The 23,848-nt window shown below is 53.7% G+C and carries 20 protein-coding genes; 14 read left to right on the top strand and 6 right to left on the bottom strand.

The window, feature by feature from the left end; translation table 11 throughout:
• Positions 1 to 480: 480 nt before the first annotated feature.
• The 6 genes from OMR58_RS12985 to OMR58_RS12960 are packed head-to-tail and all read left to right on the top strand — an operon-like array spanning position 481 to position 6,182.
• Positions 481 to 927: a LuxR C-terminal-related transcriptional regulator gene (locus tag OMR58_RS12985; RefSeq protein ID WP_200563148.1), complete on the top strand. Its 447-nt coding sequence runs from the start codon at positions 481 to 483 to the stop codon at positions 925 to 927.
• A gap of 50 nt (positions 928 to 977) precedes the next feature.
• Positions 978 to 1,541, top strand: coding sequence for a Csu type fimbrial protein (locus OMR58_RS12980; RefSeq protein WP_234472056.1), 564 nt, complete (start codon positions 978 to 980; stop codon positions 1,539 to 1,541).
• Entirely contained in the window at positions 1,541 to 2,056 is a 516-nt protein-coding gene (locus OMR58_RS12975) for a Csu type fimbrial protein (RefSeq protein ID WP_425320523.1), read from the top strand. Before OMR58_RS12980 ends, OMR58_RS12975 begins: the two co-directional genes overlap by 1 nt.
• A 6-nt stretch (positions 2,057 to 2,062) precedes the next feature.
• Positions 2,063 to 2,848: a fimbrial biogenesis chaperone gene (locus tag OMR58_RS12970; RefSeq protein ID WP_200563146.1), complete on the top strand. Its 786-nt coding sequence runs from the start codon at positions 2,063 to 2,065 to the stop codon at positions 2,846 to 2,848.
• Positions 2,849 to 2,850: 2 nt separating this feature from the next.
• Positions 2,851 to 5,235 (top strand): fimbria/pilus outer membrane usher protein, encoded by a 2,385-nt coding sequence (locus OMR58_RS12965; protein WP_200563145.1) that lies wholly within the window; start codon positions 2,851 to 2,853, stop codon positions 5,233 to 5,235.
• Complete coding sequence (locus OMR58_RS12960) at positions 5,232 to 6,182, top strand: Csu type fimbrial protein (RefSeq protein WP_264546145.1); 951 nt, start codon at positions 5,232 to 5,234, stop codon at positions 6,180 to 6,182. The genes OMR58_RS12965 and OMR58_RS12960 overlap by 4 nt, the downstream gene beginning before the upstream one ends.
• A gap of 58 nt (positions 6,183 to 6,240) precedes the next feature.
• Here OMR58_RS12960 and nudK read toward each other — a convergent pair whose 3' ends face one another.
• The 3 genes from nudK to OMR58_RS12945 all read right to left on the bottom strand — a co-directional run bounded on the left by nudK (position 6,241) and on the right by OMR58_RS12945 (position 9,008).
• Positions 6,241 to 6,819, bottom strand: coding sequence for a GDP-mannose pyrophosphatase NudK (gene nudK, locus OMR58_RS12955; RefSeq protein ID WP_200563142.1), 579 nt, complete (start codon positions 6,817 to 6,819; stop codon positions 6,241 to 6,243).
• Positions 6,820 to 6,929: 110 nt separating this feature from the next.
• A complete protein-coding gene (ansP, locus tag OMR58_RS12950) occupies positions 6,930 to 8,396 on the bottom strand; it encodes an L-asparagine permease (protein WP_200545558.1) in 1,467 nt (488 codons plus the stop codon).
• A gap of 336 nt (positions 8,397 to 8,732) precedes the next feature.
• Positions 8,733 to 9,008 (bottom strand): DUF1471 domain-containing protein, encoded by a 276-nt coding sequence (locus tag OMR58_RS12945; protein WP_105593272.1) that lies wholly within the window; start codon positions 9,006 to 9,008, stop codon positions 8,733 to 8,735.
• A 245-nt stretch (positions 9,009 to 9,253) separates the two neighbouring features.
• Here OMR58_RS12945 and narQ point away from each other — a divergent pair, with 245 nt between their 5' ends.
• The 3 genes from narQ to acrD all read left to right on the top strand — a co-directional run bounded on the left by narQ (position 9,254) and on the right by acrD (position 14,977).
• Positions 9,254 to 11,005: a nitrate/nitrite two-component system sensor histidine kinase NarQ gene (gene narQ / locus OMR58_RS12940; RefSeq protein ID WP_264546144.1), complete on the top strand. Its 1,752-nt coding sequence runs from the start codon at positions 9,254 to 9,256 to the stop codon at positions 11,003 to 11,005.
• On the top strand, positions 11,002 to 11,631 hold the full coding sequence (locus OMR58_RS12935; protein WP_264546143.1) for a response regulator: 630 nt from the start codon (positions 11,002 to 11,004) through the stop codon (positions 11,629 to 11,631). Before narQ ends, OMR58_RS12935 begins: the two co-directional genes overlap by 4 nt.
• A 232-nt stretch (positions 11,632 to 11,863) precedes the next feature.
• Positions 11,864 to 14,977, top strand: a complete 3,114-nt coding sequence (gene acrD / locus OMR58_RS12930) for a multidrug efflux RND transporter permease AcrD (RefSeq protein ID WP_264546142.1) — start codon at positions 11,864 to 11,866, stop codon at positions 14,975 to 14,977.
• A 93-nt stretch (positions 14,978 to 15,070) separates the two neighbouring features.
• Here the strand turns inward: acrD and ypfM are convergent, their stop codons facing one another.
• The 3 genes from ypfM to OMR58_RS12915 form a co-directional block, all read right to left on the bottom strand.
• A complete protein-coding gene (gene ypfM, locus OMR58_RS12925; protein ID WP_101505280.1) occupies positions 15,071 to 15,130 on the bottom strand; it encodes a protein YpfM in 60 nt (19 codons plus the stop codon).
• A gap of 177 nt (positions 15,131 to 15,307) precedes the next feature.
• Positions 15,308 to 15,502: a hypothetical protein gene (locus OMR58_RS12920; RefSeq protein WP_105593268.1), complete on the bottom strand. Its 195-nt coding sequence runs from the start codon at positions 15,500 to 15,502 to the stop codon at positions 15,308 to 15,310.
• A 254-nt stretch (positions 15,503 to 15,756) separates the two neighbouring features.
• Positions 15,757 to 17,376, bottom strand: coding sequence for a carbohydrate porin (locus OMR58_RS12915; protein ID WP_264546141.1), 1,620 nt, complete (start codon positions 17,374 to 17,376; stop codon positions 15,757 to 15,759).
• Between the two features lie 588 nt (positions 17,377 to 17,964).
• Between OMR58_RS12915 and licT the strand changes: the two genes are divergently transcribed.
• The 5 genes from licT (at position 17,965) to OMR58_RS12890 (ending at position 23,846) form a co-directional block, all read left to right on the top strand.
• Positions 17,965 to 18,810, top strand: coding sequence for a BglG family transcription antiterminator LicT (licT, locus tag OMR58_RS12910; protein ID WP_200545562.1), 846 nt, complete (start codon positions 17,965 to 17,967; stop codon positions 18,808 to 18,810).
• 105 nt (positions 18,811 to 18,915) lie between these two features.
• Complete coding sequence (locus OMR58_RS12905) at positions 18,916 to 20,823, top strand: beta-glucoside-specific PTS transporter subunit IIABC (RefSeq protein ID WP_200545563.1); 1,908 nt, start codon at positions 18,916 to 18,918, stop codon at positions 20,821 to 20,823.
• Positions 20,824 to 20,833: 10 nt separating this feature from the next.
• Positions 20,834 to 22,306 carry a glycoside hydrolase family 1 protein gene (locus tag OMR58_RS12900; protein ID WP_264546140.1) on the top strand — a complete coding sequence of 491 codons (1,473 nt, stop codon included), beginning with the start codon at positions 20,834 to 20,836 and terminating at the stop codon, positions 22,304 to 22,306.
• A gap of 108 nt (positions 22,307 to 22,414) precedes the next feature.
• Entirely contained in the window at positions 22,415 to 23,338 is a 924-nt protein-coding gene (locus tag OMR58_RS12895) for an AEC family transporter (protein WP_200563133.1), read from the top strand.
• A gap of 133 nt (positions 23,339 to 23,471) precedes the next feature.
• Positions 23,472 to 23,846, top strand: coding sequence for an ArsC family reductase (locus tag OMR58_RS12890; RefSeq protein WP_200545566.1), 375 nt, complete (start codon positions 23,472 to 23,474; stop codon positions 23,844 to 23,846).
• Positions 23,847 to 23,848 lie beyond the last annotated feature (2 nt).

Genomic DNA, 23,848 nt, shown 5'->3' with positions numbered 1-23,848 from the left:
TCATAAGCCGACAACGCTATATCTAGGAACATTCCTATGTTCTCAAATGTAAAGTTTTCTCTAAATTAACGTTAACTATGTTGCTAGCAAACCCTTCACAAGCCACGACCTGGTTTTTTAATCCGCATAATGATCTTTCCCCAGGATTTTCTCACATAAAATACCCATCAAGCCTTCATAAACATCCGTTTTGTAATTTTTACTAATGAAGACTGTTAAAGAAAAATTTTTATAACTAAATTGTTCTTATAAATAAATGCAAAGTCAGCACGCCAGTGCTTAACCAGTTGTCGGCGGTATGATGATAAAAAAGTAGCAATACTGGACCCCGACGCATTCGTCACCGCGGGGTTACGTGAAATTGTTAGTCAGTCTTCAAACTATTTATTGTTGGCAAATCTGAAATCATTTTCAGCTTTACAACTGTTATTGGAGATAGGTGACGTAGATATTGTTTTCACTGAGCTTTATGACAGCGGCATGGATATTATTACCGGGATAGAGTTTATCCGTGAGAATCGCCACCACTGGAGAAAAGTGAAGCTTATTATTTTTACCAGCGTGGAAGAACCGGGTTTAGTTAAATACCTGACGGGTATGGGTGCTCAGTGCTATTTCTCGAAGAGAGATAATATAACAGCCATTATATCGGGATTAAATCAACAGGACCATATTCAAAGCGTGGTCAGCCCGAGACTGGACATGCAAACTAATAGCGAGAACGCTTATCGCACGCCATTAACTATGGCTGAATTGAATGTCGCCTGGCTACTGGCGCGAAATAATACGGTCATTACTATCTCGAAGCAGATGAATGTCAGTTATAAAACGATTCATACGCATAAAACGAATTTAATGAAAAAGCTTAACATCGCTGATATGCCGCAGCTGATGAAGTATTTATCTGTTCAGCATCACTCCTTTTAATTGTTATACACAGCAAGCCAATGGGCATCACTACGATAATGAGGATAGTTATGAAAAAGAACAAACTGTTATTATCAGCGTTAACTGCGGCTTTATTAAGCAGCGCGGCTATGCAACCGGTATCCGCAGCGGCCACCGGTTCATTAACCGGTGAAATTGGCGTTCAGGTTATTATCGGTTCGGCGTGTACCGTCGGTAATGGTGATGGTTCTACCGGCACCAATAAATGGGGTACGCTGGATTTCGGTACCTATGCCGATTTGAAATATACCATTGACGGCAGCGTGACCGGTGCTGACGGCAGCGGCGCCGTGACGGTCACCTGCAGCGCTGGCCTGAGCCCAACGCTGACGCTGGACGGTGGTTTGTACGGCAACGGCACCGTGCGCAGCGTGTCATCCGACAGCGGCACCACGCGGGTTCCTTATCGTCTCTACTCCGACAGCGCCCGTACTACCGAGATTGAAGCTGGCGATACCATTAGCCTGACGGCTGACGGCACCGCGCAGAACATCCCAATCTACGGTCGTATTCTGCCTTCCGACCAGGGTAGCAATACTTCTCCGGCGGCCGGAACCTATGTTGATACCGTGATCGCCACTCTGGCCTGGTAATCAACGTGCGCCTCTGTAGCGTCCTGCTACTGGTGACAACCTGTAGCACTGCCAGCACCGTTACCGATACCTTTACCGTTTCAGCCACCATTACCAACGGCTGCATTCTGGGGAGTACCACGGCCAGCACGACTCAGTTAGGGACTATCGATTTTGGCACCGTGGGCGACCTCAGCAGCAACGTGGATGTGGTAAGCAGCAGCGGGGCCGGTTCGGTGGTGGTGACCTGTACACCGGGCACCGCCATGTCGATAGCCCTAGACTACGGCCTGAACGGCGGCACCAGTAGCGCTCGCTATCTGAGTAACAGCACAAGCAGCAACAAGCTGGCATACCAGCTCTATCGGGATGCCAGCCGCAGCACCGTATGGGGAACCGGGGCACTGGCTTACAGCATTGCCTCGTTCCCGGCAACAACCCAGACCTTTCCGGTTTATGCGCGACTTTTGACTTCCGGCACCGTTCCGGCCGCCGGCACCTATAACGATACGGTTACCGTGACTCTAACGTGGTAAAAAAACATGAAACTCAAAACAGGGTTGTTATTTTGCGCGCTCTGGCTGACCGCGCTGTGTCCACAATTTGCTCTGGCCGCCAGCTCAGTTCTGGTATGGCCGGTTTACCAGGTAATTGAAGCCGATCAGCAAGGGTCTGCGCTGTGGCTGGAGAATCGCGGCAGCTACCCGGTCAACCTACAGGTTCGTGTACTGGGCTGGCAGCAGCAGGATCAGCGCGATCGCTACGCCGATCAGCAGGATGTCATTGCCAGTCCGCCTTTTGCTACCGTCGAGCCGGGAAAGCGCCAGCTTATTCGCCTGATGCGCACCGTGACCGTTCCGGCCGGTCGTGAACAATCCTACCGTATCGTGATTGATGAACTGCCCGGCTCGCTGCCGAAAGAGATGCAGGAACATGCCGGGCTTCAGCTGCAAATGCGCTATCTGCTGCCGCTGTTCCTGGACGGTGAAGGTCTGTGGACCCAGGAACGCACCGATCGCAAACGCGATGCCAGCACGGCCACCCGCCCGCAGCTGAGCTGGACGTTCAGCCAGCGCGAGGGCAAAACCTGGCTCACCGTGCGTAATCAGGGCGTGGTTCATGCCCGACTGAGTAACGTATTCTGGGGCAGCAGCAATAAACCGGAGCAGGCCTCACTGCGGCTGTCCGAGGGCTTCCTGGGTTATGTGCTGCCGGGGCAAAAGATGTCGTTCCCGCTGCCTGCTAAGCGCCAGCCTTCCGGTGGGCAGACCCTCTACGCTCAGCTGGCGGATAATACGACTCCGGTGGCCATTCAGGCCGCGAACTAAGTATGAGAAAACGCACCCCTGCCGCCCTGAAATTGACCCGGCTGACGGTGGCGATAGCAATCATCCTGATGCCGGATGCCCGCGGCCTGTATGCCGCTGAATATGATGCCATCCCCGCCGCACCCAGGGCGATGAGCAATACCGACAGCTATACGCTCTATCTGACGCTGGTGGTGAACGGCCAGCCGGACGACCAGATCGTCCCGGTACAGGCGCGCGGCGAACACTATCTGGTTGAGGCAGGAGCGCTGACGCGGAACCACGTTCGCATTGGCGGCCAGACCGGGCTGATTGATGTCACTCAGCTGCCCGAGGTGAAAACCAGCTATAACAGTACGCAGCAGCAGCTGGTGCTGACGGTGCCGGATAACTGGCTGCCGCTGCAGAATATATCGGGTAATAACCTGCTCGGTTTTACCCCTGCACAAAGCTCTACCGGCCTGCTGCTGAACTACGACAGCTACAGCCTGCACAGTGAAAATGGCCAGAGCTATACCGCAACCTGGCTGGAACAGCGCCTGTTCGGCACCGCAGGGGCGTTATCCAATACGGGTACCTGGCGCAGCTGGTGGTCGGGGAAAAGCGACGATGCCGCCGATGGCTATCTGCGCTACGACACGCTGTGGAAGTACAACGATGAAGCCAATATGATTGCCTGGCAGGCGGGTGATGTGATCAATAACTCGCTGACCTGGAGCAACTCAACCCGGCTTGGCGGGCTTCGTGTAGCACGTAACTTCAGCGTGCGCCCCGATCTGGTGACCTACCCGCTGATCAACTGGTCGGGCAACGCCGCCCTGCCCGGCAGCGTCGATCTGTTTATTAACGGCTACAAGGCCAGCAGCAGCAGTATCAACGCCGGGCCATTTACCCTCACCAACGTGCCCTATATCAACGGTGCCGGGGAAGCCACGGTGGTGACCACCGATGCGCTGGGCCGCCAGGTTTCCACCAGCGTGCCGTTTTATGTCTCCAACCAGCTGCTGCGCGAAGGGCTGAGCGATTTCGATTTAACCGCGGGCGCACTGCGGCAAAACTACGGCATCCGCAGCGCAGACTACGGCGATGCGGCAGCCAGCGGCATCTGGCGCTATGGCCTGAATAACAGTTTTACTCTGTCTCTGCACGCGGAAGGCCGCCCGGGGCTTCAGCTTGGCGGTATCGGCGGCGATGTAGCGGTGGGCCGCTGGGGTACGTTGAGTAGCGCGGTCAGCCAGAGCCGGGCGGATGACAGCGGCAACCAGTACGTGGTTGGCTACTCCTATTACACTTCTTATTTCGGTCTTGCGATGCAGCACCTGCAGCGCAGTGAAAACTACACGGATATCAGTACATGGAAAACCGCCACCCAGCTCAGCCGACAGGCTGATCAGGCCACGCTGAGCTTCGCGCCGCTGGGCGCGGGCGGCGGCACCGTCGGGCTGGGCTATTTCGATATTCGCGCCAGCGATAACAGTCGTACGCGGCTGGCAAACCTGTCATGGAGCCGCAGCCTGTGGGGCTCCAGCAGCCTCTACCTGGCACTGAACAAAACCCTCGGCGAGCAGGGTTATAATGCGCAGGTGCAGGTGATCGTACCGCTGGAATCGGGTGCCAGCCTGAGCACCGGCGTACAGCGCAGCACCAGCGGCGACTACAGTGAGCGCATTAACTTTAACCGCAGCGCGCCGGTCAGCGGCGGACTGGGTTGGAACCTCGCCTATGCCAACGGCAACAGCGACTACTATCAGGCCGACGCCAGCTGGAAGTTCAGCCAGGCCACGCTAAGCGGCGGCGTTTACGGCGAATCGAACAATAACAGCCAGTGGGCAGATCTCAGTGGTTCCGTCATCTGGATGGACAACGCGCTGTTTGCCACCAACAAAGTTAACGATGCTTTTATCCTGGTCAGTACCGACGGCTATCCCGACGTGCCGGTCACCTTTGAGAATCAGCTGACCGGTAAAACCGACGATCGCGGCCACTTGCTTATCCCCTGGGTCAGCGCCTGGTATCCGTCGAAAGTGGCTATCGATCCGCTCGATCTGCCGCTGGATGCCTCGCTTCCGCAGATTGAATCCCGCGTGGCGGTAAGAGAAGGCAGCGGCACGCTGGTGAAATTCCCGGTGACCACGGTGCGTTCAGCCAGCCTGACGCTGCTCGACGCGCAGCAGCAGCCGCTGCCGGTAGGAACACCGGTGATGGAAACCCACAGCGGGCAAACCACCCTGGTCGGCTACGGCGGAAAAGTCTGGCTTAGCGGACTGGCAGCCAGCAATGAAATTGTCGTGAAGCTGCCGCAGGGAAGCTGCCGTCACGACTTTAAGATAAATGCATCGGGTAAAACATCGCCCCTGTTCGCCACTTTTGTCTGCCCGGACAATTCTTCAGCGGAAAAACAGCCATGAAAATGCACGCGACCCTGCGACTTCTGTTAGCCGGCCTGCTATTGCTGACCAGCGGCCTGAGTTATGCGGCCTGTAGCGCCTCATCGAGTACTTCGACCTTTGGCGGCATCAGCGCCTTTACTTTTGCCAGCAGCGCGCAAACTATTACGACCGGCAGCGGTTTCGCCTGTACCAGCGGCAGCCTGGTGTCCCTGCTGGCGGAGAACACGGTGACCGCCACCATCAGCAGTTCACAGCATCCCGTCGGCACATCGCCGCAGTTGTACAGCGCGACCGGTGCCTCGATCCCCTATTCGCTGTGTAAAGATGCCGCCTGCGGCACGACTTACAACATGGGTAGCACGATTACGTGGACCGAGCGCTCGCTGCTGGGGCTGCTCGGGTTGTTTAATGCGCCAGACAGCACGCTGCCGCTGTATCTGCGATCGAGCGCCGGGATCAACATTCCCGCTGGCGTCTATACCGATACGCTGACGATTAACTGGCATTACAGCATCTGTTTTCTTGGCGTACTGGGGCTGTGCGCCTATACCACCGGTGATGCTACCTCAACCATCACCGTGACGGTGACGGTAATCAATGACTGCTATATCGACAGCGCTCCGGATGTGGAATTCGCTTCCGCCGCCCTGCCCTCCGAGTTTAAAACCGTCAGCAGCGCGCTGAGCGTCCGCTGCACGCTGAATGCCAGCTACAGCGTCAATCTTACCAGCGCCACTCCCACCAGCGGCGACTGGCGGCAGATGGTCAGCACCACGGGCAATAACTATTTGCAGTACCAGCTTTATCAGGCCGGGGGAGCGGCCTGGACCAGCACCAATAATCTCAGCCAGACCGGCAGCGGTACCTCGCAAACCATCAACTATACGGCGACGATTAACCCGACCCAGACCAGCCCACCGGCAGGAACCTACAGCGATGTGGTCACCGTAACGGTGACCTATTGAAGGCAATGCGCGTTCTTTAAAAGTGGAGCCAGCCTGTTAAAGGCGATGCGCGTGAGCATTAAAGATGGAGCCAGCCCGCGATCAGCGCGTGCTGTAGCAGCGTGACGGTTTTTCCGTCTCTGATCCGGCCATCTTTGATCATTGCCCAGGCGTCCGGGAAAGGGATTTCCATCACGTCGATGTCTTCATCCTCAACGCCGCCGCCGGCGTTGTCGCGCTGAGATTCGCTGTACTCCGCGGCAAAGAAATGTACCACCTCGGTCACGCCGCCGGGCGACATAAACAGCTCGAACAGTTTTTCAACTTCGCCAACCGCGTAGCCGGTCTCTTCAATGGCTTCTTTGCGAATGCAGTCCTCGGGGGAGTCGTTATCCAACAGCCCGGCGCAGGTTTCGATCAGCATGCCATCGGGATTGCCGTTCACCCAGGTGGCAATGCGAAACTGACGAGTCAGCACCACGCTGTTTTTCTCACGATTGTAGAGCAGGATCGTCGCACCGTTGCCGCGATCGTAAACTTCGCGCTTGTGGCGGATCACCGCACCGTCTTTCGCGGTCAAATCGTAGGTGAAGTTACGCAGGACAAACCAGTTTTCTGACAGGATTTTATTTTTGATGATGTCGATCTTGGCGGACATACAGGCTCCGTGAAGGTATCAGGAGCCTGTCATCATAGAACGGGTATAGAGGGAAAACTATCTGAAACACCGGCCGGGCTGAAAACAGCGCCGACCGGGAAACAGCGGGTTTACTTCATCAGTTTTTCCGCTGCGGCATGCTGCTCTTCAGACAGAGACTGAGCACGCTTACGCACGAAGAACCAACCGGCGGTCAGCCAGATAGCAATCAGCGGAATCGATGCGATGGTGTAGGTACCGTTCGGGTAGTCAAACGCCATCAGCACCAGCACGCTGAACAGGAACAGCAGCGTCAGCCAGGAGGTGAACGGCGCGCCCGGCAGTTTGAAGCTGACGTCATCCGCTTTCCCTTCTTTGATCGCTTTACGCAGACGCATCTGGCACACCACGATAAAGGCCCAGGAAGAGATAATGCCCAGTGCCGCTACGTTCAGTACGATCTCAAACACGCTGGCAGGAACGATGTAGTTCAGATACACGCCAACGATGTAAACGCAGACGGTCACCAGGATACCGGCATACGGCACCTGCGAACGGCTCATTTTAGACAGGAACTGCGGTGCAGAACCGCCCATCGACATGGAGCGCAGAATACGACCGGTTGCATAGAGGCCCGAGTTCAGGCTCGACAGCGCGGCGGTCAGAACCACGATATTCATGATACTGCCAACGTAAGGCACGCCCAGTTTGCTGAAGAAGGTCACGAACGGGCTCTGGCCTGCCTGATAGGCATTCCACGGCAGCAGCAGTACCAGCAGTACGACGGAACCGACGTAGAACAGGCCGATACGCCAGATCACGCTGTTGATCGCTTTCGGCAGCATGGTTTTCGGATCTTTGCACTCTCCGGCGGCGGTACCCACCAGCTCAATAGAGGCAAAGGCGAAGACCACGCCCTGTACCAGTACCAGCGCAGGCATCAGGCCGTTAGGGAACATCCCGCCGTTGTCGGTGATCAGGTGGAAGCCGGTCGCGTTGCCGTCCAGAGGCTTGCCGCTGCCGAGGAACACCACGCCCACCACCAGGAAGATGGCGATCGCCAGCACTTTAATCAGCGCGAACCAGAACTCCATCTCCGCGAACCAGCGTACGCCGATCATGTTCATGGTGCCGACGATAGCCAGCGCGCCGAGGGCAAAGACCCACTGCGGTACATCACCGAATGCGCCCCAGTAGTGCATATAGAGTGCAACAGCCGTGATATCGACGATACCGGTCATCGCCCAGTTGACGAAGTACATCCAGCCAGCAACGTAAGAGGCTTTTTCGCCGAGGAATTCACGAGAGTAAGAAACGAAGCTGCCGCTTGACGGGCGGTGTAATACCAGCTCACCCAGGGCGCGTAAAATGAAGAAGGAGAAGATACCACAGACTAAATAGACGATGGCCAGCGCCGGACCGGCAACCTGCAAACGCGCACCGGCACCGAGAAACAGGCCCGTACCGATTGCGCCACCGATAGCAATCATCTGCACGTGGCGATTGTCCATCGCTTTGTTATAGCCAGAATCCTGCGAATTTAACCAACGTCTTTTGGCAGCGCGTTTTTCTGCGCCAGATACTTTATCAGCTTTCATTTTCTATCCTATTGTCCTGTCCACAAGTGATGCGGTTACCCGTCCTGGTATCCTGTTATTTTTATGCTCCGACCAAACGATTGCGTCGGTTGCTGCAACTTTGAGTACTTACCCGATGCACTGTAGTTATATTTAAAGACACGCGGGAAATTGCGGCGATGCATCCTAACCGTTCTGTCAGGTCGACGCAAAAAATCCGCGGACGAAATCGTGAGGTTTTGTAATTTTTGTCGAGTGGCGCATAAAAAAACCGGTCACAATTTGCGACCGGCTAGTGATGGCACTAAGGACTACACAGGGACTACACAGGGATAGGGGTATTACAGGGTAAAAACGTTAGCGATAAATCTCCGCGGTACCGCTCCACAGGCTGGAGTCGCCCGGGGTGTCAGCACTAACGATACGATAGTGGCTGGCACCCTGTTCTTCCGCTTTTTTCGCCAGCTGATGGGTTGCATCATCCAGCGAACCTCGGACACCGGAAACGGAGACGCTACCGATACTTTGCATATTCATGGCCTGGCTACCGTCAACCGGCGTTGCAGCCAGCGTAGAGAAAGAGGTCGCAGCTAATAAGGTCGCCGCGATCAGTGCGGGTATAGTTTTGTTCATTTTGGTGCTCCTCAAACGGTACGGGTTAGTTACGGAGCTAATTATTACCAATACAATGAAAAGCAGAGTGAGCCGTGGGTAAAAGCTTTAAAGCATTGTCAGCACAGCGTAGCGTTACGCCAGCTAGTGTCAGGGAATGTGCATGAACAAGCCGGATGTAACAGAAAATGAATCACGGTGCAGGGTGGCTTCAGATAAAACGGTTCTTTGGTTACAATATCCCTACGTAAATTAAGGATAAATGCATGCCATCAGTCAAACGCTCCGTCACCCACAGCATCGCGCGTACGCTTTTCGCTATTGTATTGCTGTCGATTTGTTCCAGTGGACTGGCGCTGCTGACGCTGTCGGGCAGCCTGCGCGATGCGGAAGCCATTAATCTGGCCGGTTCGCTGCGGATGCAAAGCTATAGGCTGGCGTGGGACATCACCTCACATTCCGCCCAGCAGTCTGAACATATCAATCAGTATCAGCAAACGCTGCTGGCCCCGGCATTACAGTCACTTGACCGGTTTTATGTGCCGGATGCCGTTCGCCAGCGCTACCACGATCTGCTCTCCTCCTGGCAGCAGCTACAGCCCTCGTTGAATTCCAACCGCGCGGAGGTTAACGCTGAACATGTTGCGCGAATTATTCATTCCGTGGTGCAGATTGACCATTTTGTACTGGCGTTGCAGCACTGGGCTGAGCTGAAAATGCGCATCGTGGCGTTGACCTGCCTGCTGGGATTCACCGCCATTGCTCTGCTGGTGATTGTAACCTTGCGCCATATTCGGCTAAAAATCGTCGGGCCGCTCAGGCAGCTACTCAGCGCCAGCGAAGCCGTTGAACAGACCCATTTTACCCTGCCGCCGCTGAGTACCGAGCTCGACAATGAGCTTGGCGTCCTGGCGCGCGCCTTCACGCGCATGTCCGGTGAACTGGAAAAGTCATGGACGGCGATGTCACAGACGGTGCGGGCAAAAACGGTAAGCCTGACCCAGGCCAATCGACGCCTCACTCTGCTGTATGCCTGCTCGCAGCGGCTCAGCCGCAGTGTGGAAGGCCGCGAAGCATTTCAACTCACGCTGGCGCTGGTACTGCGCCATGAGCGACTCAACTGTATAGAGTTTTCCGTGCCTGACTTTGGCGTACTGCACGCCGGACACAGCGATTCGCAACTGCCGTGGCATTCCATTCCTCTCTACCTCAGCCACCAGCCGCAGCCGTGTGGCCTGCTACGCTGGCAGGCACACAGCAGCGAACCGCGACTGATGCAGGGAGTCGCTTCCCTGCTGGTTCACGCACTGGAACTGTGGCAGGCGCAGCAGCAGGTGCAAACGCTGCTGCTGCTTGAGGAACGTGCGACAATTGCTCGCGAACTGCATGATTCACTGGCCCAGTCACTGACGTTTTTACGTATTCAGATTGCGCGCCTGAAACGAACGCTTGAACCGCACGCCACGCAGGCACAAACGGTGGTGGCCGAGTTTGAACAGGCACTGACCGCCGCCAACCGACAGCTGCGTGAGTTGCTGACCACCTTCCGCCTGACGATTGAACCCGCCAGCCTTTCCCGGGCGCTTGAGCAGGTGATTCTGCCTTTGCGCCCGCAAAGCGACGCGCCGATTGTATTACAGTGCGATATTGACGGGCAGCTACAGGCCCAGCAGCAGATCCACGTGCTGCAAATCGTTCGCGAAGCGCTGCTCAACGCCATTCGTCACGCTCACGCACAACATATAACCGTCGTTACCCGTCGCGATGACCAGGGCGAGCTGAACATTACCGTTATGGACGATGGTGTTGGTATTGCCAGCCAGCAGGAACCTCCGGATCACTACGGGCTGACCATCATGCATGAGCGGGCAGCAAGGCTGAACGGCACGCTCAGTATCATGCGCGGCGAAACCGGTGGCACCTGCGTTGCACTGCAATTTATGCCGGCCACAGAGAGTGTATTGCCTGCCGCAGCAGACCCGATACCCTCATCCGCACATTCAGGGAGTGAAGTATGAACGACACAGTTATTCGCGTATTAATCGTTGACGATCATCCGCTGATGCGTCGCGGTCTGCATCAGCTCTTGCAGCTGGACAGCCGTTTTCAGGTGGTTGCGGAAGCCAGTAACGGCACGGAAGCGCTGACGCTGGCGCGGCAGATACAGCCGGATCTCGTGCTGCTGGACCTCAATATGAAGGGGCTTTCCGGTCTGGAGACATTGCAGATACTGCGGAGTGAATCGATCCCCTGCCGGGTGGTGATCCTGACCGTTTCCGACAGCCGCAGCGACTTCTTTACCCTGCTCGATGCGGGCGTTGACGGTTACCTGTTGAAAGACGGCGAACCGGAGCAGATGCTGGCGCAGATTATTAATGTTGCCGAAGGCGGGCAGGCATTCAGCGACACCATGCAGCTTTGGCGGGAAAACCGTGCCTGGCAGGGCGATCCTTTCGCGATCCTCACCGTTCGTGAGCTGGACGTGCTGAAAGAGGTGGCGCGCGGCCTGTCGAATAAAGAAGTCTCTGAGAACCTGTCGATTTCCGAGCAAACGGTCAAAGTACATATCCGCAGCGTGCTGCGTAAACTTAACGTACGCTCGCGGGTTGCCGCCACCGTGCTCTGGCTGGAGTCTCATCAGTGACACAATGCGTCAGGAAGTAAATAATCCCCTGTAATTTTCCACGCTAATTTACACTTTCTCCTCAATTTCTCCACGATTTCGATCGGCCAGGCAGGTAAAGTGGTGAATCGATGGAGCCTGTTGAATCGGTTGATAAATCCGCTCCGCACCGGACGCCTCATTTCAGCGCCAAACGGATCTGGCTGGTGAATTCTTTTTCTTTCTATTCCGATAATCAGCTGCGGAGCTTGCAATGGCGAACTTTTTTATCGACCGCCCCATTTTTGCCTGGGTGTTGGCGATTATTCTCTGCCTTACCGGCGGCCTGGCGATTATGTCGCTACCGGTAGAACAGTACCCCGACCTGGCCCCGCCTAACGTTCGTATTACCGCAAACTACCCCGGCGCCTCTGCTGAAACGCTTGAAAATACCGTGACTCAGGTCATTGAGCAGAATATGACCGGCATCGACAACCTGATGTATATGTCGTCGCAGAGCAGCAATACCGGCCAGGCCACCATCACCCTCACCTTTGAAGCGGGCACCAATCCTGATGAAGCGCGCCAGCAGGTGCAAAACCAGCTGCAAACCGCGCTGCGAAAACTGCCTCAGGACGTGCAGTCCCAGGGCGTAACGGTGAATAAAACCGGGGATACCAATATTCTGATGGTGGCCTTTGTCTCCACCGACGGCAGCATGGACAAGCAGGATATCTCTGACTACGTGGCCAGTAATATTCAGGACCCTTTGAGCCGTATTGACGGCGTTGGCCAGGTAGATGCCTACGGTTCCCAGTACGCGATGCGCATCTGGCTGGACCCCAATAAACTGATTAACTATTCGCTGACCACCGGCGATGTGGTCAGCGCAATTGAATCACAAAACAGCCAGGTTGCCGTGGGTCAGCTCGGCGGGCTGCCGTCCGTTGATCGACAGGCGCTGAATGCCACCGTCAATTCCCAGTCGCTGCTGCAAACCCCGCAGCAGTTCCGCGATATCACCCTGCGCGTTAACACCGACGGTTCGGTGGTGACACTGGGCGATGTGGCCCAGGTGGAGCTGGGTGCCGAGAAGTATGACTACCTCAGCCGCTATAACGGCATGGCCGCATCCGGGCTGGGCGTGAAGCTGGCTTCCGGCGCTAATGAACTACAAACGGATACGCTGGTCCGCGCCCGCCTTGACGAACTGTCGCGCTACTTCCCGCATGGACTGGAAGCCAAAATCGCGTTTGAAACCACGCCGTTTGTTAAAGCATCTATTGAAGACGTGGTGAAAACCCTGTTTGAAGCGGTGCTGCTGGTATTCCTGGTGATGTACCTGTTCCTGCAGAATTTCCGCGCCACGCTGATCCCAACCATTGCCGTGCCGGTGGTGCTGTTTGGCACCTTTGGCGTGCTCTACGCCTTCGGCTACAGCATCAACACCCTGACCATGTTTGCGATGGTGCTGGCGATCGGCCTGCTGGTGGACGATGCGATTGTGGTGGTGGAAAACGTTGAACGAATAATGAGTGAGGAAGGCCTGTCGCCGCGTGAAGCCACGCGTAAGTCGATGGGCCAGATTCAGGGCGCGCTGGTGGGCATTGCGCTGGTGCTGTCGGCGGTGTTTATTCCGATGGCTTTCTTTGGCGGCACCACCGGGGCGATCTACCGCCAGTTTTCTGTCACCATCGTGTCGGCGATGGTGCTGTCGGTGCTGGTGGCGATGATCCTCACCCCTGCCCTGTGCGCAACACTGCTTAAACCACTGGCGCAGGGCCATCATCACGGCCGTCGTGGCTTCTTCGGCTGGTTTAACCGCATGTTTAATCGCAATGCCGAACGCTACGAGCGCGGAGTTGGCCGCATTCTGGCTAAAGGTGGACGCTGGCTGGTGCTGTATCTGGCGCTGATGGCGATTATGGCGTTCCTGTTCCTGCGCCTGCCCACCTCATTCCTGCCGCTGGAGGATCGCGGTATTTTCACCACCCAGGTACAGCTGCCTTCCGGTTCCACATTGCAGCAAACCATGAAGGTGGTGCAGAAAGTTGAACACTACTATCTGACCTCTGAGAAAAATAACGTAGTTTCCGTGTTCGCCACCGTTGGTGCCGGCCCCGGCGGCAACGGGCAAAACGTCGCGCGTCTTTTCGTCCGCCTGAAGGACTGGAAGGAGCGTGCAGGCAGTGAGAACTCCTCTTTTGCGATCATCGAGCGCGCAACCAAAGCCTTTGAAAACATCACCGAAGCACGCGTGATCGCCAGCAGCCCGTCTGCGATTACCGGGTTGGGCAACTCGGCCGGTTTCGATATGGAGCTACAGGATCATGCCGGACTGGGGCATCAGGCGCTGATGAACGCGCGCGACACACTGCTGGAGAAAGCGAAAAATAACCCGTCGCTGACTCGCGTGCGCCACAACGGACTGGATGACAGCCCGCAGTTGCGCATTGATATCGACCAGCGCAAGGCACAGGCGCTGGGCGTATCGCTCGACGATATTAACAGCACGCTGCAAACCGGCTGGGGCTCCACCTACGTTAACGACTTCCTCGATCGCGGCAGGGTGAAAAAGGTTTACGTTCAGGCCGCAGCGAAGTACCGCATGCTGCCGGACGACATTAATAAATGGTACGTCAGAAACAGCAGCGGGCAGATGGTGCCGTTCAGCGCCTTTGCCAGCTCGCGCTGGGAAACCGGATCGCCGCGTCTGGAACGCTATAACGGCTACTCGGCGGTAGAAATTGTCGGTGAATCCGCCGCTGGCGTGAGTAACGGTACGGCGATGGATATCATGGAAAACCTGGTCAGTCAGCTGCCAACCGGTATCGGCCTTCAGTGGACGGGTGCCTCGCTGCAGGAGCGAATGACCGGGGCACAGGCACCGGCACTGTACGCTCTCTCGCTGCTAGTGGTGTTCCTCTGCCTGGCCGCGCTGTATGAAAGCTGGTCTATCCCGTTCTCGGTCATGCTGGTCGTTCCGCTGGGAGTGATTGGCGCGCTGGTGGCGACCTGGCTGCGCGGGCTGGAAAATGACGTTTACTTCCAGGTCGGGCTGCTAACGGTGATCGGGCTGTCGGCGAAGAACGCCATTCTGATTGTTGAATTTGCCAACGAGCTCAACACGCGCGGCAGCGATCTGATCGAAGCCACGCTTGAGGCTTCCCGCCAACGCCTGCGCCCGATCCTGATGACCTCGCTGGCGTTTATCTTCGGCGTGCTGCCTATGGCGACGAGCAGCGGTGCGGGCTCCAGCAGCCAGCACGCGGTAGGGACGGGCGTGATGGGCGGAATGATATCAGCCACGGTGCTGGCCATCTTCTTTGTGCCGCTATTCTTCATGCTGGTGCGGCGACGCTTCCCGCTGAAAGAAAAGCTAAAATAAGCAAAAGGCAGCCGAATGGCTGCCTTTTTTAATACGGGTTACTGAAGATAAAGCGGATTGGTTTGCCACCATGCTTCTCTCTAGCAGAGCGAATTACTTGCGTAACATTGCTTCGATAAAGTCTTTCCAGTTCCCTAATTCCAAGTCGATCATCATAGCCTCTCTTTTTTGTGGGGCTATTTTAGAAGCAATTTGGCGAGAAGAATAGACGGAGATCTCATTTACTGCTATCGAGGAAACCATTGATAGCAGAATTCTGCGGGAATTGTGTTGGAGTGCACAATTTGATCAACGGCTAACGTTGGCCCCTTCTGGGGGCCACCAGCTCGGTTACTTCAGAATGATGATCTTATCGTAACCACCGCTTTCGCTGTCGATATGCGTTTTGGCATCAGGATAGTCCCGCATCACGGCTTCAACGACGTGCGCAAACTCCTCACAGCGGGTCTTTTTCTTCCGCGTGAGAATAATCGTGGACTGGGTTTCTTCTACCGCATGCACTGCGGACTCTTTCAAATAGTTCATGGTTCCCCTCCTCCTGAAAATGGGCCTTCACCCTGAAGATGTTTTGCTCGCAGCTATTATCCTGCTTTGCATTCTTCCGAATATAGATGAATCCCACAAAAAACAGAAGGGTACGAATGTCTGAGTTTACCTTCTGGGCACCAAAAGTTCTGCGTGCCCCCGATCTGCGATAAGGAATTGATTAACAGAGGAAGAAAACCACCGATAACCGTACCGGTGGTTTGCTCAGCATTCGCCGTCCCTTCTGTTAATCGTTACCAGCCAACCTCGGTTTGAACGCCGATGGTGAACTGATCTTTCTTCTGGTCCGGGAAGGTAAACTGGTCCAGTTCATTATCCAGCACGCGCAGCCAGGTTCCGTAGAAGCGGATCTCCGGCCGGGAGTTCAGCAGACTGGTATCAACTTTAAACATATGATACAGCGTTGTTTTTAAACCTGATTCGTCAAATGAGGTGCCGCTGGCATTCTTATTCGTCTGGGTGAAATAGCCCAGCTCCACGCCGGTTTGATTGTATTTATCCCAGATCCAGGAAGGCCGCACGACCGCACGCATGCTGTTGAAATCGGAATGGGCACCCGTCTCATAGCTGAAAATATCATTGCCGGAAGAGTAGACCAGCGCATTGGCCAGGATGATCTTTTCTCCAAGGTACATTTCACCCTGAGAGATCAATCGCCAGGCGAGCCCATCAGTATGATCGCCATAGTAGTAGTTGTTCAAACCACCAAACGGGTTGGATGAAGCGTACCGTGAAAAGTTACTGGCAATCGAGTTGCTGGCCAGCTGGGCAGTAAACTCATTGAAGCTGCCATTACCAAATTTTTGGTTATAAATAGCACTGGCAAGGAAGGCATCTTTGAGTTTGAAGTAGCTGCCGTCACTTTCTCCCGATTTCTGCGTCTCATCCTTATTGCCCATCATATACTTCGCGGTCAGGCTCAGATCGCCGCCTTCGCTCAGCGGAATGTTCTTGTATCTGCCCTCAACCTGATTGGTATTCACCTGATGAGAGGCAGAATAGTCGCGCGTGTAGAGATTAAAGTCTTCGCGGGTTAATGCCAGGTCAAGTTTTCCCCATCCGGCATTGAGGTTTTCTACCCCCAGCCCCGCACCGGCACCCGAACGATGGCTTTTCCAGTCCAGCATTTTAATTTCATAAGGTGCCAGTGAATGCTTACCGACCCAAAAATCAGCGCTCTCATCAAAGGAGAGGAACCCTTTGGTGGTCAGATACATATCCAGGATTTGCATCCGGTTTTCATTGCTGGCGTCGTCGCCAAACCACTCGGTGGCATACTGCTGCCCGACGTTGCCGTCAAACTTCACGATAGCCGTGGCGCTTTTATTGCCCTCGCGATACACGCGCTGCTTCAGCAACAGATCGAACCATCCGGTGTACTCATTACCCAGTCGCCCCAGTGAACCAATTGCCCAGGATTTTGGTGAACCATTCGATGACGTCCCCCACCCGGTACGGAAATACCCTGCGTAGGTAAAACCAATATCATCTTTCACATAGTCGCTCAGATCTTTCAGCGTATATTGCTCACTGGCAAGCTTCAATTCGCCATTATCTTTCGCCGGTGTAGTGGCGAGCGTACTGTGACTCGCAGATTGATGATTAACGCCGGTGGTTGCGGATTTAGCCATCGGCATATCGACCAGAACCGCCTGTTTTCTCGCGTTATTTTCATTGGCTTTGTACTGATTAAATTCTTCCCGCGTTGCCTGTAGCTCTTTTTTATTATCAGACAGTTCTTTTTCCAGAATCTTTAATCGCTGCTCAATGGATAATTCAGATGAAGTTGCGTGAGCAGAAAACAGCGCAACACCGACCAGCATACAAATCGGTTTGATTTTGTATTTTTTCATTTTAAAACCCCAGAACTTATGGTGAAAACTCGTCTTAAACTTCCGCATCGGAATTTAACTCAAACGCCCCGAACGGAATTTTTAGCAAAAAAAAACCTGACGGAGCTGGTAACGAATCGTTACGCTCCGCCAGGTTTCGCCTTTTGAAAGTGACGCCCTGTGATACTAATTAATAAACTTTAAATCTGAGAAAGTAGCGCCTGATTAATATCAGTTACGCCCAACGAGTCGGAACCCTAAACATAGCATTTTACTTTTTCAATTAAATTATTCTTCAGGTGTGACCTTTATCACTTTTACAGGTAGATATTGGCTGTTAGTGGATAATTTATGCATTCCAGACGGCATCCTTGTTCATAAAAAGTACAGGCAGGGGTTTGTGCTGAGCACGAAACTTGCGCCAAATCACACTTTGAAGACAAAGATTGTACTAAGACTTTACTTATATTGACTGACGCAGCGTTGCGCTATAGTGTCTCGCTAAATGCATGAAGCTTGTTACCGTTCGGCGGGCAAAACAATATTGCGGAACCAGATTTATTCTGGATTCAAATATTTTTTTGCCCGTTTTTGTTTTTGGAGTTTCTGATGCGTATAAAGCAAATACTTAATAATAATGTCGTCAGCTCTCTGGATTCTAATGGTGTCGAAGTTATCCTAACGGGGAAAGCTCTGGGTTTTAACGCCAGCGTGGGTGATGAAGTGAATGTTGCCCATGTCGAAAAAACATTTCATCTACATGATGACAAGGTGAATGACCGCTTCAAAGTGCTGCTGAATGAAGTGCCCGTTGAAATCATTCAGCTGACGGATGATATCGTTAATCTGGCCCGTTCTTCACTGAACTACCCGCTTAGCGAAATAATTTATGTTTCGCTGGCCGATCATTTAAACTTTGCTATCCAGCGTAATAAAAACGGCATGGATTTGGTTTCTCCCTTACAGTGGGAAGTTAAACACTTCTACCGCAAGGAGTATCTTGTTGGCCATCAGGCATTAGCGATAATTGCTTCCTATACCGGGCTGCTACTGCCGGACTCCGAGGCATGCAGTATTGCATTGCATATTGTTAACTCAGGGATGCAGGCACCCGATGGACAGATTATTGAAATAACCAAACTTATCCATCAAATTCAGAGCATTGTAAAATACTGGTTCGGCATTACCTTCGACGAGCAGGGGATCGCCTGGCAGCGTTTTATTACACACGTGAAATTTTTTGCTCAACGTGTTATCGGCGGCATTATTATTGAAAATGACGACGATGACCTGTTTGAGTTTTCGAATAATAAACATGAGAAAGCCTATAGCTGCGTCAACGCGATCGGCGAATTCACCAAAAAGAATTACGGTCATGTCATGACCAATTCTGAAAAACTCTATTTAACGGTACATATTTATAATATTGTAAAACGTCATACAACTTCCATTTAGGCTTGTTACTGTTCAATCAGGCAAACCCCAGAAGGAGAAAGGTGTCCGGTTTAACCGGCAATTGTCTTACTGACCGCTACGGTCTTTATCTGGAGATAACCTTCCGTGGATTATCAAAAAAGCGCTAAACAGATTATTGAACATTTGGGTGGCGAGAATAATATCGTTTCACTGTTTCACTGCATTACCCGACTGCGATTTTATCTTAAGGATAACAGTAAGGTAGACCGCAATGCGTTGGAAAATTTAGACTGCGTCATGGGTGTCAATTTATCTGGCGATCAGTTTCAGATAATCATTGGTAACAAAGTCACGCAGATCTGCAGCGCCATCCAGGCGGAACTGCCGCATCTTAAAAAGAGCGACGACGCGAAGGAAGGCGAAGGTAAAGAGAAAAAGCGCCGTAATCCTGTCTCTTCAGCGCTGGAAATTATCTCCGGAATTTTTTCCCCGATCATTCCGGCAATTGCCGGGGCCGGGATAATGAAAGGCCTGCTGTCGCTGTTTATTTCGTTCGGCTGGGTGGCGAATACTAACCAAACCTACCTGATCCTCTCGGCCATCAGCGACGGCGTTTTTTACTTTATGCCGATCGTTATCGCCTACAGTTCCGGGTTAAAATTTGGCGCAAACCCTTACCTTTCGGTAGCGCTGGCGGCAACGCTGTTTCACCCCACGCTGGTCACGCTGCTGAAGTCGGGCGATCCCGTAACCTTCTTCGATATCCCGGTTTCTGCCGTCTCCTACGCGGGCTCGGTCATCCCGATTATTCTGTCAATATGGCTGCTCAGCTACGTGGAAGGGTTCTTTAATAAGATTATCCCTTCTGCGGTAAAAACCATGTTCGTGCCGCTCATCAGCTTGCTGATCGTCGCACCGGTGATGCTGATTTTCATTGGCCCGGCCGGTATTACCGTAGGTAACGCTTTATCCGGCGGCATTATCTGGCTGGTCGAAAATATGGGGCCACTGGCAGGTATCATCGTTGGCGGCACGCTCTCGCTGATGATTATTACCGGTATGCACTATGTTCTGGTACCGATCATTATCAATAACATCAGCAAGCTGGGTTACGATCCGTTCAAGATTATTATGTACGTGGCGAACTTTGGCCAGGCGGGTGCAGCCTTTGGCGTGTTCCTGCGCAGCCGCAATAAAAAAACCAAAAGCCTGGCCATTTCGACCTCATTCAGTGCGCTGATGGGAGTGACGGAACCGGCGATGTACGGCATTAATATTCGTTTCAAACGTCCTTTTGCAGCTGCGTTAATCGGCGGAGCCTGCGGCGGTGGCGTAGCGTTGTTCTTCGGCGTGAAAGCCTATGCCTATGCACTGAGCGGCTTACCCGGCCTGCCGGCGCTGGTCGGGCCAACGTTTGGCTGGGCGCTGCTGAGCCTTGCCGTTGCCTTCAGCGTTGCCACTACCGCCACGCTACTGCTTGGTTTTGAAGAAAAAGCTGACGGCGACACTGCTAAGACAACACCGGAAAAATCGCCACCTTCTGGCAACGCAGAAACGCTAAAGGCCGGAGTAAGCAATGTCATCATCAGCCAGGATGAGCGTCTTTTCGCCCCGATAGACGGCAGGCTGATGCCGTTAAATGAGGTCAGCGATCCGGTCTTTGCGGATGAGGTTTTCGGTAAAGGCATCGCTATTTATCCCTCAGAAGGCGTGTTGATTTCCCCGGTAAACGGCAAAGTCGGTTCGGTTTTCGCCACCAACCACGCGATTACGCTGGAAAGTGATTCCGGTGCAGAGATCCTGATTCATATCGGCATTGATACCGTCAAGCTTAAAGGCCTGCACTTTACCCGACTGATTGAAGACGGTCAGGACGTTAAAGTCGGCGATCCGCTTATTCGTTTCGATTTAGATGCATTAATTAAAAACGACATCGATCCTAGCGTGATTATTATTGTCACCAATACCGAACGCTATGGCGATATTAGCTTGATGGCGAAGGGCGATATTAAATCACAGGAAGAATTCTTAAAACTTTCCGTTGCGGCTTAAGGAGTAAATAATGACTTTCTCTAAAAATTTCCCCGATAACTTTCTATGGGGCGGCGCCACCGCGGCCAATCAGCTTGAAGGCGCGTTTGATGTTGACGGTAAGGGCCTGTCGGCCTCTGATGTTTTCATTTTTGATATTAATTCACCGAAAGAGCGCTGGCTCGATCAGTGGGCCGGAATGACCCATGCTCAGGTTGCCGAAGCGCAAAATCCTGACAGCAAAAAATATTATCCCAAGCGTCGCGGTAATGACTTTTATCACCACTATGAGAACGATATTGCGCTGTTTGCCGAGATGGGATTCAAGTGTTTCCGCATGTCGATTGCCTGGACACGCCTTTTCCCACGTGGGGATGAAGCCGAACCGGTAGAGGCAGGTCTGGCCTTTTACGATAGGGTATTCGATACGCTGCGCTCCCACGGGATCGAGCCGGTGGTTTCGCTTTCTCATTATGAAATGCCGCTGACGCTGGTAACGGAGTACGGCGGCTGGCCAAACCGCCAGGTGATTGATTTTTACCTGAAGTTTGCCACCACCGTTTTCACCCGCTACCGGGAAAAAGTGAAATACTGGATGACGTTTAACGAAATCAACTGCGTTAAACACCATCCGTACGTCAGCGTCGGCGTGATTGAAGAGAACCACCCTGACCTTGAGCAGGCCAAATATCAGGGTGCACACCACCAGTTTGTGGCCAGCGCGCTCGCCACCAAAGCCTGCCACGAAATCATCCCTGGTTCACAGGTCGGCTGCATGATCAGCTACCAGATCCTCTATCCGCATACCTGCCATCCGGACGATCTGCAGGCCTGCGAGGAAGCCCAGCGCGTGTCATTGTTCTTTAGCGACGTGCAGGCGCGCGGTGCTTATCCGGCGTGGACGGAAAGAATGCTGGCCGCTAAAGGCGTAACGTTACAGATTGAACGCGGCGATGAGGAAATTCTCAAGCTGTATCCCGTCGATTTCGTCTCGTTCAGCTATTACATGTCCAGTACCATCAGCGCGCACCCGGAAAGACTGGAAGGGGTCAAAGGCAATCTGATCACCGGTGGCATCCGCAATCCACATTTGCCGGAAAGCGACTGGGGCTGGCAGATCGATCCGAAAGGCCTGCGGCTGGCGCTGAATCAGCTTTATGACCGCTACAAAAAGCCGGTGTTTGTGGCTGAAAACGGCCTGGGAGCTGTGGATAAGGTCGAGCCGAATGGCGAAATCCATGATGACTACCGCATTGATTATCTGCGCCTGCATATTGAGCAGATGCAGGAAGCCATCGCTGACGGCGTTGAGCTGTTTGGCTATACCTGGTGGGGGCCTATCGATATGGTCAGCGCCAGCACCTCACAGATGTCAAAGCGCTATGGCTTTATCTATGTCGATCAGGACGATATGGGAAATGGATCGCTGGCGCGCTCGCGTAAGAAGAGCTTTTACTGGTATAAAAAGGTCATTGCCTCTAACGGTTCCGACCTGAGCAATTAATTCTTAGGAAAGCACGCTACATGGACTGCACCCCAAACGTTGGTTATTCGACGGAGTAAGGTGCAGTTTTTGATTTGAGTATTTTGATTTTCAGGGATACCTGAGTTAATGATTGTCATCAACGTCCTGCTGCCTATTTTTGCCCTGATCCTGATTGGCTATGTCTGCCGTAAAACCCTGCGTCTGGGAGCCACGGCGGCCTCCGAGCTTAACCGTTTTGTGGTCTGGCTTTGCCTGCCTGCCCTGCTGTTTAAATCAACGGCGACGGCAACCCTGAGCCAGATCTGGCATCCGCAGTTTATTGCCGTTTTCTGTCTGAGCACTCTGTCGGTATTTATCGTTACGCTCTTAATACGCTTTCGGGCTAAGAAAAACCTCGCCGAAGCCAGTCTCGATGGTCTGAGTGCCTCCTACGCCAACACCGGATATATCGGCATCCCGCTCTGCCTGCTGGTCGCCGGACCTGCGGGCCTTGAACCCGCGCTGATTGCCACGCTGATTGTGGTTTGCCTGCTATTTTCCCTGTCGGTTATCTGCATTGAAGTTGCGCTGCAAACGGAAAGCAGCTGGCATCAGGCGGCGCGAAAAGTGCTGATTTCACTGTGTAAAAACCCGCTGGTGGTCTCGCCTATTCTGGGGGCGTGCTGGGGCGTTTCCGGGGCTGAACTTCCTGCCGCTTTATTGCAGTTTCTGACCATGCTGGGTGCGGCAACCACGCCATGCGCGCTGGTTTCGCTCGGCGCGTTTTTAGCCCACAGGCAGACAGGGTCCGGCAGAGGTTCCATGCAGCTGGTCGGGATAAAGCTGATTGTTCACCCGCTCATGACCTGGGTCCTCGCCTTTTATGTGTTTCACTTGCCGCCGCTGTGGGCTAAAACGGCCCTGCTGCTCAGTGCTCTGCCGACCGGCACCGGTCCATTTATGCTGGCGGAATACTACCGGCGTGAAGCGTCCGTTGTATCTCGCGTGATTCTGCTGTCCACCCTCGGTTCGCTGATTACGCTTTCGCTCTGTATTTATCTTATTGGGTAAGTGCGCCTCAACGGCCGCCCGATGGATTTTTCGGACGGCAACCCTTGATACATATAGCGATTCCGCCATCCCAACAGCGTGATTCTGTGGAATAATACCTTTTTGAACGTTTCCCGATGACAGGTAGAGTTTTATGACCTCTGAAAATACGCTGACCATGTACGGCATTAAAAACTGCGACACCATTAAAAAAGCGCGCAAGTATCTGGAAGCCAACAATACCGACTATCGGTTCCATGATTACCGTGCCGACGGGCTGGACGCGGCGCTGCTGGGCCAGTTTATTGCGGTTCTCGGCTGGGAGCCGTTGCTGAACACGCGCGGTACTACCTGGCGCAAACTGGATGAAGCCACGCGCGAAGCGGTGAATAATGCAGCAGCCGCACAGGAACTGATGCTGGCAATGCCCGCAATCATTAAACGCCCGTTGCTCTGCGCCGCAGACGGCTCTATGCTGCTGGGCTTCAGTGAAGCCACGTATCAGCAGTTTATTCAGGAGAAGTGTTAATT

The sequence above is a fragment of the Erwinia sp. INIA01 genome (genome assembly GCF_025947915.1).
Lineage (GTDB): Bacteria > Pseudomonadota > Gammaproteobacteria > Enterobacterales > Enterobacteriaceae > Erwinia > Erwinia coffeiphila.
Note: the sequence above shows the minus strand (reverse complement) of the source record. Positions and strands in the feature narration are given on the sequence as shown.